General features: G+C 70.3%; 15 protein-coding genes and 1 tRNA gene. 9 read left to right on the top strand and 7 right to left on the bottom strand.

From position 1 onward, the window contains the following. Window positions 1-2 precede the first annotated feature (2 nt). From KAG51_RS13410 to KAG51_RS13395, 4 genes are all read left to right on the top strand, one after another. Window positions 3-932: an amino acid ABC transporter permease gene (locus KAG51_RS13410; RefSeq protein WP_290584347.1), complete on the top strand. Its 930-nt coding sequence runs from the start codon at window positions 3-5 to the stop codon at window positions 930-932. Continuing rightward, a complete protein-coding gene (locus tag KAG51_RS13405; RefSeq protein ID WP_300232863.1) occupies window positions 929-1,699 on the top strand; it encodes an amino acid ABC transporter ATP-binding protein in 771 nt (256 codons plus the stop codon). Before KAG51_RS13410 ends, KAG51_RS13405 begins: the two co-directional genes overlap by 4 nt. Window positions 1,700-1,824: 125 nt before the next feature. Then, window positions 1,825-2,634 carry an alpha/beta hydrolase gene (locus KAG51_RS13400; RefSeq protein ID WP_290584346.1) on the top strand — a complete coding sequence of 270 codons (810 nt, stop codon included), beginning with the start codon at window positions 1,825-1,827 and terminating at the stop codon, window positions 2,632-2,634. 158 nt (window positions 2,635-2,792) lie between these two features. Next, window positions 2,793-3,938: a M20/M25/M40 family metallo-hydrolase gene (locus KAG51_RS13395; RefSeq protein ID WP_290584345.1), complete on the top strand. Its 1,146-nt coding sequence runs from the start codon at window positions 2,793-2,795 to the stop codon at window positions 3,936-3,938. A gap of 20 nt (window positions 3,939-3,958) precedes the next feature. On the opposite strand, the gene KAG51_RS13390 is transcribed toward KAG51_RS13395, so the two are convergent. The 4 genes from KAG51_RS13390 to KAG51_RS13375 all read right to left on the bottom strand — a co-directional run bounded on the left by KAG51_RS13390 (window position 3,959) and on the right by KAG51_RS13375 (window position 7,652). Next, window positions 3,959-5,653, bottom strand: a complete 1,695-nt coding sequence (locus KAG51_RS13390) for a sodium:proton antiporter (RefSeq protein WP_290584344.1) — start codon at window positions 5,651-5,653, stop codon at window positions 3,959-3,961. Between the two features lie 61 nt (window positions 5,654-5,714). Next, complete coding sequence (locus KAG51_RS13385) at window positions 5,715-5,876, bottom strand: hypothetical protein (protein ID WP_290584343.1); 162 nt, start codon at window positions 5,874-5,876, stop codon at window positions 5,715-5,717. A gap of 396 nt (window positions 5,877-6,272) precedes the next feature. Continuing rightward, entirely contained in the window at window positions 6,273-7,385 is a 1,113-nt protein-coding gene (locus tag KAG51_RS13380; RefSeq protein WP_290584342.1) for an FUSC family protein, read from the bottom strand. A gap of 21 nt (window positions 7,386-7,406) precedes the next feature. Further along, the gene (locus KAG51_RS13375) at window positions 7,407-7,652 is read right to left on the bottom strand and encodes a DUF3618 domain-containing protein (RefSeq protein WP_290584341.1); all 246 of its coding nucleotides are present in this window, start codon (window positions 7,650-7,652) and stop codon (window positions 7,407-7,409) included. 59 nt (window positions 7,653-7,711) lie between these two features. On the opposite strand from KAG51_RS13375, the gene bcp reads away from it, so the two are divergent. Next, a complete protein-coding gene (gene bcp / locus KAG51_RS13370) occupies window positions 7,712-8,182 on the top strand; it encodes a thioredoxin-dependent thiol peroxidase (protein ID WP_290584340.1) in 471 nt (156 codons plus the stop codon). Window positions 8,183-8,273: 91 nt separating this feature from the next. On the opposite strand, the gene KAG51_RS13365 is transcribed toward bcp, so the two are convergent. Further along, window positions 8,274-8,361: transfer RNA gene (locus KAG51_RS13365), tRNA-Leu, on the bottom strand. A gap of 20 nt (window positions 8,362-8,381) precedes the next feature. Continuing rightward, entirely contained in the window at window positions 8,382-8,807 is a 426-nt protein-coding gene (locus KAG51_RS13360) for an SRPBCC family protein (RefSeq protein ID WP_290584339.1), read from the bottom strand. 39 nt (window positions 8,808-8,846) lie between these two features. Between KAG51_RS13360 and KAG51_RS13355 the strand changes: the two genes are divergently transcribed. Beyond that, window positions 8,847-9,308 carry a tRNA (cytidine(34)-2'-O)-methyltransferase gene (locus KAG51_RS13355; protein ID WP_290584338.1) on the top strand — a complete coding sequence of 154 codons (462 nt, stop codon included), beginning with the start codon at window positions 8,847-8,849 and terminating at the stop codon, window positions 9,306-9,308. Window positions 9,309-9,339: 31 nt separating this feature from the next. On the opposite strand, the gene KAG51_RS13350 is transcribed toward KAG51_RS13355, so the two are convergent. Beyond that, window positions 9,340-9,705, bottom strand: a complete 366-nt coding sequence (locus KAG51_RS13350; RefSeq protein ID WP_290584337.1) for a hypothetical protein — start codon at window positions 9,703-9,705, stop codon at window positions 9,340-9,342. Between the two features lie 145 nt (window positions 9,706-9,850). Here KAG51_RS13350 and KAG51_RS13345 point away from each other — a divergent pair, with 145 nt between their 5' ends. The 3 genes from KAG51_RS13345 to KAG51_RS13335 all read left to right on the top strand — a co-directional run bounded on the left by KAG51_RS13345 (window position 9,851) and on the right by KAG51_RS13335 (window position 13,429). After that, window positions 9,851-10,567: a response regulator transcription factor gene (locus KAG51_RS13345; RefSeq protein ID WP_290584336.1), complete on the top strand. Its 717-nt coding sequence runs from the start codon at window positions 9,851-9,853 to the stop codon at window positions 10,565-10,567. Window positions 10,568-10,574: 7 nt separating this feature from the next. Beyond that, window positions 10,575-12,005, top strand: a complete 1,431-nt coding sequence (locus tag KAG51_RS13340) for an ATP-binding protein (RefSeq protein WP_290584335.1) — start codon at window positions 10,575-10,577, stop codon at window positions 12,003-12,005. A 173-nt stretch (window positions 12,006-12,178) separates the two neighbouring features. Then, complete coding sequence (locus KAG51_RS13335; protein WP_290584334.1) at window positions 12,179-13,429, top strand: hypothetical protein; 1,251 nt, start codon at window positions 12,179-12,181, stop codon at window positions 13,427-13,429. Window positions 13,430-13,451: the final 22 nt, after the last annotated feature.

The raw sequence follows: 13,451 nt of genomic DNA, 5'->3' as shown, positions 1-13,451 counted from the left end.
ACGTGGACCTCGTCACCGCATCACCGACCACCCCGGTGCCCGTTCGTCCCCTGCGACGGCCGTGGCGCTGGGGGGCCGGCGCAGTCATCATCGTCGTCGCAGCGTTGCTGGCGCGCTCCATTGCGACCAACCCGCGCTTTGAGTGGAGCGTGGCCTGGGACTACGTCTTCTCGCGCCAACTGGCCGAAGGGGCCCTCATGACCTTGCAGCTCACCGTGATCTGCATGGTGATCGGGGTCGCGCTGGGCATCACGCTGGCGATCATGCGCCAGTCCGACCTGTGGCTTGTGCGACGCGCCGCAGACCTCTACGTCTGGTTCTTCCGCGGGACTCCAGTGCTGGTCCAGATCATCTTCTGGTTCAACCTCGCCGCACTGTACCCCGTGATCGCGGTCGGCGTTCCCGGCCTCGAGCCCTGGGTCACGCTCGACGCCAACACGATCATCACCCCGATGGCGGCGGCCCTTCTGGCTCTCGGACTCAACGAGGCGGCCTACATGTCGGAGATCGTGCGAGCGGGCCTGTTGTCGGTCGACGACGGTCAGCGCGAGGCTGCCCAGTCACTCGGGATGTCACGCGCACGCATCATGCGTCGCATCGTGCTGCCTCAGGCGATGCGAGTGATCATTCCCCCGACCGGCAACGAGACGATCGGGATGCTCAAGACCACGGCTCTGGTGTCAGTGGTCGCGGTCGCCGACCTGCTGTACGTCACTCAGACGATCTACTCCCAGACCTTCCAGACCATCCCGCTACTGATCGCGGCCAGCATCTGGTACATCACACTGACCACGATCCTCTCCATCGGACAGGCCAGGCTCGAGAAGCGGTACTCACGGGGGGCCCATGAGGTCGACACGACGCCGTGGACCCACCGTGTCCGAATTTCGCTGGCGCGATTTCACGCTCCCGTCCCCAGGAGGCTGTCATGAACGTTCACACCCCGCTGATCCTCGCCGAAGGGGTCTACAAGCGATTCGGCCGTACCGAGGTGCTGCGCGGCATCGACCTCGCGGTCGCGCCAGGGGAAGTGTGCTGCATCATCGGACCCTCCGGATCCGGCAAGTCCACCCTGCTGCGCTGCGTCAACCACTTGGAGAAGATTCAAGCGGGGCGGATCTGGGTCGATGGGCAGATGGTCGGCTATGCCGACCATGGGGACCACCTGCAAGAGCTGCCAGACCGCGAGGTGCAGCGTCGCCGCGCGCAGATCGGCATGGTCTTCCAGCGGTTCAACCTGTTCCCTCACATGACGGCTCTCGAGAATGTCGTGGAGGGGCCGATCGGCGTCAGTCGTCGCCCTCGAGCCGAGGCTGAGGAGCACGCCCGGTGGCTCCTCGAGCGCGTTGGACTCGCCGAGAAGGCCAACGCCTATCCGCGGCACCTGTCCGGCGGACAACAGCAACGCGTCGCCATCGCCCGTGCCCTGGCGATGCGGCCGCGGGCCATGCTGTTCGACGAACCGACGAGTGCCCTGGACCCCGAGCTCGTCGGCGAGGTCCTGACTGTCATGAAAGCCCTCGCGGCGGAGGGCATGACGATGATGGTCGTCACGCACGAGGTCTCCTTCGCCCGAGAAGTCGCGGACACGGTGGTCTTCATGGACGAGGGCCAGATCGTCGAGCACGGCCCGGCCCGCGACGTCATCATCGATCCGCAGAGTCCCCGAACGCGCGAGTTCCTGACGAGGGTCTCGTGAGAAGCCGGGGCGTCGCCACCGTGTCGCGAGAGGCGGATCGTCTGTCGCGCGAGCGCCCATTCGGCGCGGTTCCAGGATTCCTTCCGGGAGCCGCGCGCTGGGTGCCTCTGGTCCGTGAACGCCTCATGTCGAGCAGCCGGACGGAGGCCGAGGGACTCGCCGCACGCTGGCTGGAACCGCCCGCTCACGACGCGGTCGCCGGGGTCCCCGTGGTCGAGCTGAACCCCGCCGGGGGGCCGCAGCGGCAGGGACTGCTGCTCCACCTCCATGGGGGCGCCTTCGCCTTCGGCTCGGCCCAGGACACCACCTCAGCGATGTTGTGCCACCTCACTGGCTTGCGGACGTTCAGCGTGGACTACCCGTTGGCCCCCGAGCACCCCTTCCCCGAACCGCTGAAGGCCGTCGACGACGTGCTCGACGAGATGCTCGACGGCGACGTGCCGATCGTGGTCTCGGGGGTCTCGGCAGGGGGCAACCTCCTGCTCGGGGCCATGCTTCGCCGTGCCGCCGAGGGCCGGACCCAGCCCGCGGCCGCCGTGCTGTACTCCCCCCTGGTCGACGCACGCCTGGTTGGCGACTCTCATCGGGGCAATCGTCGACGGGACCCCGTGCTCGCCTCGCGCAGCCAGCTGCGCATGACGCGACGGCTCTATGCCAAGGGGCACGACCTGACCGATCCGCGACTCTCACCAGTGCTGGGTCCTGCGGCCGGTCCCGTGGCGCCAACCTTGCTGGTCAGCGGCACCCGCGACCTCCTCCTGAGCGACTGCGTGCGGCTGTACTGGCACCTCCGCGCGGCCGAGAGCGATGTGCACCTGCGCCTCTGGGAGGGCATGTGGCACACCTTCACGAGCGAACCGCGCCTTCCAGAGGCCCAGCAGGCGCAGCAGTGCGTGGTGGAGTTCCTGACGAGACACCTGGACGGCACGCCATGACCACGTCGTCGTCACGGACCGCCGACCGACTGGCCGCTCTGGTTCGCCACCGCACTGTCTCGGACGAGCTGGAGCGCGACGAGCAGGAGTTTGCCGCGTTTCGTCGCACGTTGCGTCGCCTGTATCCGCACATCCACTCGAGCACACGACTCGTGCCCTTGCCCGAGAACGACTCGCTTCTGTTCCACTGGCCGGGCCGCAGCGATCGCCATCCGGTCGTGCTGATGGCTCACCACGACGTCGTCCCCGCTCCACCCAGCACCTGGCACCACGAGCCGTTCGCCGGCGTGCTCGGCGAGGGCATGGTGCACGGGCGCGGGACGTTGGACGACAAGGGCGCCCTGGCGTGCCTCTTCGACAGCGTCGAGGACCTGATCGAGGCGGGCCACGTGCCGGCCCAGGACATCTACCTGTTCAGCGGAGCCGACGAGGAGACCCACGGCACCGGTGCCCGTCTCGCCGCGGGGTGGTTGCAGTCTCACGGAGTTCGACCCTGGCTCGTGAGTGACGAGGGTGGCGCGATCGTCGAGGACATGATTCCTGGTGCACGCGGCGCTCAGGCCATGGTGGCCGTTGCTGAGAAGGGCACAGTCGACCTCACCCTGCTAGCGACCGGCCGCGGCGGGCACTCCTCGGTGCCCGTGACCGGATCGGCAATCGAGCGCCTAGCCGACGCCGTGTCCCGGGTCTGCCGCCACGACCCGGCTGTGCGTCTCGATCGCACGGTCCGCTCGATGGTGCAGTCGTTGGACAACCTCCCCGACCTCTCCCATCTCTCGGACGCGGACGTGGCCGATCGGCTGCGGTCGATGGGACCGGAAATGGCTGCACTCACCGCGACGACGATGGCAGTCACCAGGTTGAGCGCCGGCCACGCCGACAACGTCATTGCCGACCGCGCCACGGCCTCGGTCAATGTCCGCCTCGCACCCGGCGACGATGTCGACACGCTCGTGGCTCGATTGAACGACCTTCTGGACGATCTCGGCGTCGACGTCCACGAAGTGCGCGGCGACCCACCATCGCCTTCGTCGCCGAGTCACGGACCGCAATGGGATCTTCTGCAGCGCGCCGTCGCAGCGATCGATCCCCACCTCCAGGTCGTGCCGTACCTGCAGTCCGGCAGCACAGACAGCCGGTACTTCGCCGATTTCGCCGACGCCGTGCACCGTTTCGCACCGCTCCGGATGTCCCGGCGTCAGCGCGATTCGATCCACGGGATCGACGAGCACGTCGCGATCGCGTCGCTGGCCGACGGAGTCTCGTTCTACCGCGCCTTGATACTCGGTCTACCGCAGCGGTGATTACGCAGAGTCTCTCCGGATCACCGGACCCACGACTGCACGGCATCGAGACGATCGAGGAGCTCGCCGATCACGACGGAGTCGTACCGTCCCTCGGAGCGGAGGTCGAGCAGCGCCTCGCGCTGGTCCTCTATCACCAGCGCCTGCAGCGTCCGGAAGTCCTGCAGGAGGCGGTCGCGCTCGGCTCCCTCGACCCCCGCCCACGCCCACTCGGCCGCCGGGGTCGAGCGGCGCCGGACGTGCTGCACGACCGCGGGGTCGATCGGCCGGCCGTCCAGGCCCTCGACCTCCGCCTCGTCGCACCGGGACTGCGACACGTCGGCGAGCGCGGCGACGAGGGAGCCGAGCTGGTCCCGACGGGCCGCCTCCCGGTCGTCCAGCACCCCCAGGCGGCGCACCACGAACGCGAGCGTGCCGCCCTGGACGAGCAGCGAAGCACCGGCCACGCCGAAGGCCACGAGCACCAGCAGGTCACGTTGCGCGAGGTCGTGCGGCAGCGTCTGGGCCGCGACCACCGTGATGCAGCCGCGCATGCCGGCCCAGGTCAGCACCAGTCCGTCGCGCGCGCTCATCGACTGCTCGCCGTAGAAGGTGATGTCGTGCTCGCGCCGCTGGATCGCCTTCAGGGCCCGTTGCCGACGGGCCGCCGAGTGGCGCTGGGCCTCCGGCGAGGTCAGGTAGTCGCGCAGAGCGGCCATCCGCGGGCGAGAGGCCTCGTGCTGGCGCCGGTCGCCGCGCAGGCTCAGGAGCAGGACCCCCGTGAACAGCACCCGCGCCACGAGCACGACCGCCAGCACGAGCGCCGCGACTCCGGCCATCAGACCCACCGACTGCCCGGTGCCGGAGAAGTCGTCCCACAGCGGGCGCAGCTGCAGACCCATGACCAGGAAGACCGCGCCCTCGAGCAGGAAGGCGATCGTGCGCCAGTTGATCCGCTCGGCCACGCGGTCCTCGGGACGCAGCTCGACGTAGCCGCGGGAGCCGATCGCTAGCCCGGCCACCACGACGGCCACGAGGCCCGACGCGCCCAGGTGCTCGGCCGGCGCGTAGGCCACGAAGGGCACCACGAACGAGATCGCCGTGGCGACGGTCGCGTCCTTGACCAAGGACCGGGCCAGCAGGCTGGCCGCCGCGACGACGACGCCCACGAGGCATGCGACGGCCACGGCGAGCAGCAGATCGACCCCGACGTCGAGCACCGAGATGCTGATCCCCGTGGCCGCCACGGCGCTCCGCAGCAGCACCAGGGCCGTCGCGTCGTTGAGCATGCTCTCGCCGTCGAGGACCGTCAGCAGGCGCGGCGGGGCCCCGGTCCGGCGGGCGATCGACGTCGCGACGGCATCGGTCGGGCTCACGATGGCGCCCAGGGCGAAGGCCTCGGCGAACCCGATGCCCGGCACGACGAGCGGCAGCAGCAGGCCGAGCACGGTCGAGGTGACGATCACGAGAATCACCGACAGGCCGCCGATCGCCTTGAGGTCGCGGCGGAAGTCGGTGATCGGCATCGTCACCGACGAGGCGTACAGCAGCGGTGGCAGGACGCCGGCGAGCACGATCTCGGGATCGATCTGGGCGTCGGGCACGCCCGGGACGAACGACAGGCCGACGCCCACCGCGACCAGGGACAGCGGCGCGGCCACGCCGAGCCGCGGCGAGACCACGCAGACCGCCACGACCACGAGGACTCCGAGCACGGCGAGCTCCATCGGTTGCATGCCTCGATGGTGGCACCACCGGCGAAGACCGACGAGGCCGTGGCGTGAGGGACGGGCGCGACTATCGGTTGAGGCGCGCGTTGTACACCTCGGCGATGCGCGCATCGCGCTCCGCCTGCTGGACGCGCCGCTCGCGCGCCTGGTTCAGCAGGACCTGGCGGTCCGCCTCCGACAGCTCGTCCCAGGCGCGCTTGACGCGGGCCTGGCGACCGAGACGGGTCATGTCCGACACCTCCTTCCGGGTGGCTCGGCCGGCTGTGGGGCCGGAACGGGTGGTCGGATGGGGGTGTGCGGGCATGGTCTCGTCGGTGCGTGGGGTGGGGGTGATGGTCATGGCGCGCCTCCTTTCTCGGTGAGTGAATACGAAAAACCGCCCCGGATCATGGATCCGGAGCGGTGATGGACGTGCCGTGCTGAGGCTACGGCAGGTGCATGACTCCGGAGGGTGAACCGGCGAGGAATCGGACGGCGTCGAACGCGGGGCTCGACGACGCGCGGTACGCGTTGGTCGTCGTGATGGGATTCGTCACAGGGTTCACCTCCTTCGTCGTGCTGGTGAAGGCAGGCTAGCGCGCCGACAAGCTCCGTGTCGAGACGGACACGCCCGCGGGATCGAGCGTCAGTCGAACGCGAGCAGCTCGCCGAGCTCGTCGCGGGTCACGCCACTGGCCGAGAGCAGGTCGGCGGCGAGCGACCGCACCTGAGCGCCGATCGCGGCGGTGTTGATCGTGATCTCCCCCTGCAGACAGGTGATCGCCAGCCGGGCCGCGTCGATCAGCTCGTCGCGCGCCTCGGCGAAGGTGTCGTGGGTCGCGAGGTCGTCGGCGTAAATCCGCACCGCCGAACCCATGCGTTCGATGGCCCGCTGCATGTCGTCCGGCGCGGTCTCACCGTGGCGGAGCATCGCCGCCACGCGACGCGCCAGGACTCGCACGTCGCGCAGCGCGTTGTCGAGGTCGCGCACCGAGCCCACGAAGCGTTGCAGCTCGTCGCGCTGGCGCCACCGGACCGGCGACATCCGCGCGATCTCGGCCACGTTGACGCCCGTCGACGACACCGAGTCCATCAGCGTCTGGGCCGATCGCGCCTGGCCGAGCGCGATGTCGGCGAGTGCAGCGTCACCCGTGCGCATCGACTGCGCCACCCGGTCGAGCACCTCGGCGATGTCCTCCAGGAGTCGTTGCACCTGGAGGTTCATGTCGCGCACCGGGTTGCGCGGCAGCAGCAGCACCATCGCCAGGCCGCACGCCCCGCCCACGAGCGCGTCGAGGAATCTCGTCACGGCAGGGTCGGCTGCGCCCGACGCGGGCAGGACGGCCGCCAGCAGCACGGCGGAGTTCGCGGCCTGGGTCAGGGCGAGGCCCTTGATGCCGACCAGGGTCGCGACCGCGACGGTGAGGGCGACGACCAGCGCGATCTGCCAGGCACCGCGCCCGATCGACATGATCAGCAGCTCGCCGACGAACACGCCGATCGCGACCCCGACGACGAGCTCGACCGTGGTGCGGCCCCGTTGTCCGGCGCCGGCGATGATGACGATGACGGCGGCGATCGGCGCGAAGAACGCCTGCTGGTGACCCAGCAGATGGGTGGCGATCGCGAACGCCGCGGCGGTCGAGACGCTGAGCCGCAGGATGAGCCGCCACCGTCGGCGCAGCGTGGCCCAGCGGTCGGCGAGGGACTCCCGGGGCGACGGCATCCGGCGCAGCGCGAGGAGCGGGTGCGGCCTCATGGCCCCATCATGACGGGGTCGTCACCGGCTCAGGCGGCGCACCACGATCGCTGCCGCCACGATGCCGGCAGCACCGGCCACGATCGGCGCGATCGTCTCGAAGCGGGGTGATCCGTTCTCGTCGACGAACTTGGCCTTGACCGACGCCACGGTGCGGCGGGCGATCGACTTCGGACTCGTCCGGTCGATCAACGTGTCGATCGTGGTGGCCAGGTGATCGCGCACCTCGTCGATCTCGGCCACCAGCTGGTCGGTCTCACGCGCCACGTCTTGCTCCTGTCCACCTCGGTCGGGGCGGGCTGCCCGTCTGAGTCAGGATAGGGGGCATGACGACCCGACTGCAGCCCGGTGACCCGGCCCCCGACTTCACCCTGACCTCCGACACCGGCGAGACCGTGACGCTCTCGGACCTCCGGGGGTCCTCGGTCATCGTGTACTTCTACCCCGCCGCGATGACGCCCGGCTGCACGAAGCAGGCCTGCGACTTCAGCGACTCGATCGACCGGCTCCGCGCGGAGGGGTACGAAGTCCTCGGGATCTCCCCCGACGCCCCGGCCAAGCTCGCGAAGTTCCGCGAGAAGGACGGGCTGACGATCACGTTGCTCTCGGACCCCGAGAAGGAGGCCCTGACGGCCTGGGGCGCCTTCGGGGAGAAGAAGCTCTACGGCAAGGTCGTGCACGGGGTCATCCGCTCGACGTTCGTGGTCGACCCGGAGGGCAAGATCTCCCACGCTGCCTACAACGTCAAGGCGACCGGACACGTCGCGAAGCTCCGCCGCGACCTGGGCCTCGACTGAACGTCGGCCCGAACTGAGTCCGACCAGATGTGGACACCTCCGCACACGGATCGTCTCGATTCGCGTGCGGAGGTGTCCACATCTGGGGACCTGGTGCCGGTGACAGGACTCGAACCTGCACGCCCCGAAGAGCACCAGGACCTAAACCTGGCGTGACTACCCAGTTCCACCACACCGGCAGGTGCGGTCCCAGGCTAGATCACGGGACGAGCGTGCCGAGTCCCTTGCCGATCGCGAGCGTCAAGATCTTGGCCACGACCGGGGCGAGGCCGGGCACCACGGCGTCGAAGCCGATCGAGTAGTCCAGCCGAGTGCCGCCGTCAGCGGTCGGCGTGAGCGCCTGGCGGCCCCAGTGGCCCTTGAGCGGCGACCCCTTCGTGATCTTGTACTCGATCAGCGTGGGTCGGTCGGCCACCGTGGTGGTCTCCTGGAACGCCGGGAGCGGCCCGATCTTGAGCGAGCGTGTCGACCCGACCCCGTTGCGCGTGGTGTCGCCGTCCTTGACGCGGGTGATCTTCGCGCCGAAGACGGGCCCGAGGTTCTCGTGCTCGGCGAGCGCGTCGAACACGACGTCGGGGCTGGAGGTGAAGACATGGGTGAGGTGCACACGCGTGGGGGCGGCCATGAGCGTTGAGTGTAGGGGGCGACGAGTAGTCTGCGAGCCGTGTTCCAGATCTGCTTCGTCGAGCCGCGGATCGCCGGCAACACCGGAAGCGCGATCCGCCTCGCGGCAGCGACCGGCGCGCACCTCCACCTGGTCGATCCGCTGTTCGACCTCGAGGACAGCAAGCTGCGCCGTGCGGGGCTCGACTATCACGACCTCGCGGTCGTCACGGTGCACGAGACGCTCGACGCCGCGTACGCGGCCTTCGACGGGGGCCGCGTGCTCGCGTACACGACGTCGGCGTCCCGACGGCACACCGACGTCGCGTACGAGCCGGGCGACGTGCTGATGTTCGGGTCCGAGCCGACGGGCCTGCCCGAGGAGGTCCAGCACGACCCGCGGGTCCACGACCGTCTCCGCATCCCGATGCTGGAGTCACGTCGCTCGATGAACCTCGCCAACTGCGCCTCGATCGCGGTCTACGAGGCGTGGCGCCAGCACGGGTTCCCCGGCGCCGTCTGAACTCCGATCGTGGCTGGCGGCCGCGTCGGTCTCAGGAGCCGGCGTCAGGCCCGGGCCCGCCGTCTGGCGGACCGTCGGGGAGCTGCCCCGCGCCCGCGCCCGCGCCCGCGCCCGGACGCGGGCCCGGCCGACCCGGCCGGTGGCCCGAGCCGTCCTGCGCAGGGCCGTCGGCTCCGATGCCGGGTCGGTCCCCGGGCCGGTCGCCGGGAGCCCCGCCGGAGTCGAGCGCGAAGCCGATCCCGGTCCCGGCGCCGAGCCCGACCAGCAGGGTGACGGCGGCGACGATCGCCGCGACCAGCACCGAGGTGCTGCGCCGTGGCCTCCGCTCCGGAGGAGGGTCGACGGACGGGGTCGGTGGAGGGGGTGGGACGTCGGACTCAAGGGTGGTGTCATTCATGGCTCCAGGCTCGGAGACCCCCCTGTCGCCGACCTGTGCACGACGCAGGCATCTTCTGCGAGACCACCGACCGGCAGCGTAGATTCACAGGTCAGGCACAGGTGGTTGCCACCCCGTGCGCAGCTTCTCGCGCCACACTGGAGGGATGACCCCTGCCCTGTCCCGTGCCGACGGTTCACCGGTCCGCGTGCTCGTGGTCGACGACGAGGCCAACATCGCCGAGCTGCTCCAGATGGCGCTGCGGTTCGAGGGCTGGGACGTCGCCACGGCTGCCACCGGTCGCTCGGCCGTGCAGGCCGCGCGCGACACGCTTCCCGACGCGATCGTGCTGGACATGATGCTGCCCGACTTCGACGGCCTCGAGGTGCTGCGCCGCATTCGCGCGTTCGCCCCGCACGTGCCGGTCGTCTTCCTCACCGCGCGCGACGCCGTCGAGGACCGGATCCAGGGCCTCACCGCCGGCGGCGACGACTACGTGACCAAGCCGTTCAGCATCGAGGAGGTCGTGGCGCGTCTGCGCGGACTGCTGCGGCGCTCCGGAGCACTCGAGCAGCGCGAGAGCCACGTGCTGACCGTCGGCGACCTCACGCTCGACGAGGACAGCCACGACGTGTTCCGCGGGGACGACGAGATCTCCCTGACCGCCACGGAGTTCGAGCTCCTGCGCTATCTCATGCGCAATCCCCAGCGAGTGCTGAGCAAGGCTCAGATCCTCGACCGGGTGTGGAACTACGACTTCGGGGGCCAGGCCAACGTGGTCGAGCTCTACATCTCCTATCTGCGCAAGAAGATCGATGCCGGTCGCCAACCGATGATCCACACCAAGCGCGGCGCGGGCTACGTGCTCAAGCCCACGTCCTGACCTCGCCGTGCCGCGCCTGCTGCCGGCGACCCTCACCGGACGCCTCATCGTCACCGCCGTGGCGCTCGTCGCGGTCGTGGGCGTGGGGGTCTCGGCCTTCGCGACGCTGACGATGCGGTCGTACCTGACCGACCGCCTCGACTCCCAGCTGCACGACAGCCTCGACCGGTTCGACCGGGAGCTCGACCGGCTCCCGGGCGGCTCGCGCCCTCCGGCGTCCGAGCCTCTGCCTGCCGCGGTGGGTCAGGGCGAGGGCACCGTCACAGCGGTGTTCCACGACGCCGTACGTCGTGGCGATCTCGTGGGCGACGGCCGGCAGGAGCGGCTGCCCGCCGCCGTGCTCGACGTGCTGGCCGACCTCCCGGCCGACGGCCGGACCCGCACCGTCGACCTGTCCCGGCTCGGGACCTATCGCGTGCTGGCCGTGCGCAACGACGACGGCGCGGTCGTCGTGGGTGGCCTTCCCACGGCCGACCTCGACGAGACGCTGACGAGCCTGATCGTGTGGGAGGGCCTGCTGACCGTGGGGGGCACCCTCGCCGCCGCGGCGGCCGCCCGGGTGCTCGTGCGCCGTCAGCTGCGTCCGCTCCGCGACGTCGCCGCGACCGCTCACGAGGTCTCGCTCATGCCACTCTCGAGCGGATCGGTCCTGAGCACGCCCCGGGTGCCGGCCGACCTCACCGATCCCGCGACCGAGGTCGGCCGGGTCGGCGATGCGCTCAACGTCCTGCTCGACCATGTCGAGAGCTCGCTCGAGGCCCGTCACCAGAGCGAGCAGCAGGTCCGCCAGTTCGTCGCCGACGCCTCGCACGAGCTCCGCACCCCGCTCGCGACGATCGCGGGCTACACCGAGCTCGTGCACCGGACCGGCGAGGACCCCGACATCGTCCGCCAGGCCCTGGCGAAGGTCGAGACCGAGTCGACCCGCATGTCCTCCCTCGTCAACGACCTGCTCCTGCTCGCGCAGCTCGACGCCGGGCGTCCCCTGGACCGTACTGACGTGGACCTGACCCACATCGCGCTGGAGGCCGTGGCCGACCGGCAGGTCGTCGACCCGCAGTGGCGCTGGGGTCTGGAGCTCCCCGACGACGCCGTCCAGGTCACCGGCGACGCACGGCGTCTTCACCAAGCCGTGACGAATCTCCTGACCAACGCCTCACGCCACACCCCGCCCGGAACGACCATCACGACCTCGCTGCGCCGCAGCCACGCCGGAGTCGCTCTCACAGTCCGTGACGACGGGCCCGGCATCGACCCCGTCCTGCTGCCGCACGTGTTCGACCGGTTCGCACGCGGCGACTCCTCCCGCACGCGAGCCTCGGGCGGGGTCGGGCTGGGCGCCTCGATCGTCAAGGCGGTCGTCGAGGCGCACGACGGCCGCGTCACGGTGCACAGCGTGCCGGGCGAGACCGCGTTCACGCTCTATCTGCCCATGTGAACCATGCGGACGTCCCCCATCGGAACCAGGTGCGCCGGCGATTGGGGCATGCCGTCGACCCTGCAGCCAGCAACGTGATGATTTGGCTCACACGCCGGCCGTCGCCGTGTTGATATACGAGCACTCCCTCCGGCCGATCACGGCTGGATCCTCCTCCCTCACGAGGTCACATCATGAAGAGAACAACACTCCGTCTGGGGGTCGCCGCAGCAGTCGCGACGATCGCCCTGGTCCCGACGTCCGCCCTGGCGGCCGACATCGACGGGACTCCCGGGCCGGACGTCCTGAGCGGCGACGGCAACATCGAGCTCGGCACCGGCAACGACGACACGATCAACGGCCGCGCCGGGGACGACACCCTCTCCGGCGACGGCGCCATCGTCACCAACAACGGCGGCGACGACACGATCAACGGCGGCGGCGGGGCCGACACGATTCGCGGCGACGGCGCCGCCACCAACAACGGTGGTGACGACACGATCAACGGCGGCGGCGGACCGGACACGATCTACGGTGACGGCGAGGCCACCGTCGCGGGCGGCGACGACACGATCGACGGCGGCGGCGGCGCCGACACGGTGTACGGCGACGGCTTCGTCGTCGACATCGGCGGCAACGACGTCATCTCCGGTGGCAACGGAGCCGACACGATCTACGGCGACGGCGCCGTCGTCAACATCGGCGGCAACGACGTCATCTTCGGCGGCAACGGAGCCGACACGATCTACGGCGACGGTCCCGTCGTCAACATCGGCGGCGACGACGTCATCTTCGGCGGTGACGGCGACGACATCCTGTACGGCAACGGCGGCAACGACCAGCTCTGCGGCGAGGGCGGCACCAACCAGCTGTTCGGTGGCGACGGCCTGGACATCGCCTGCACCGTGACCGATCTGGCCTCGGGCGTCTCCGGCGTCCCGATCACGCTGAACGTCGCCGCGAACGACGAGCAGCTCGACGACGAGGAGGACGCCGAGGGTCTGGGAACCCCCGGCTCGCTGCGCCAGTACTTCGTCGACACCGCGCTGACCGACCCGGCGAACTTCACCAACGTGTCGTTCAACAGCGCAACCGGTGAGCTCACCTTCACGGCGGCGGCATCGGGCAGCCTCTGGTACTACCTCGCCTTGTGCTCGATCCCCGGCGATGCCACGAGCTGTGTCATCTCGGGCGACTCCACCGAGGTCGTCGTGACGGTCGCGGCGGCCCCGGTCCCTCCGGTCGGCCCGGTCGCCCCGGCGGCTCCGGCGGCTCCGGTCGTCCCCGCCGTGGCGCCTCGAGCCGCAGCTCCCACCCAGGCGGCGGTGCTCCCGTCGACCGGCCTCGAGGCCTCGGCCACGATGTTGATCGGAGGCGTGCTCGTGACGCTGCTGGGCGGTGTCGTCCTCCTGGGCGCCCGCACCGCGCGTCGCCAGATGGCCTGACCCAGCGGTTCGCCGCGGGCCC

The organism is Aeromicrobium sp., assembly GCF_023146395.1.
GTDB lineage: Bacteria > Actinomycetota > Actinomycetes > Propionibacteriales > Nocardioidaceae > Aeromicrobium.
Note: the sequence above shows the minus strand (reverse complement) of the source record. Positions and strands in the feature narration are given on the sequence as shown.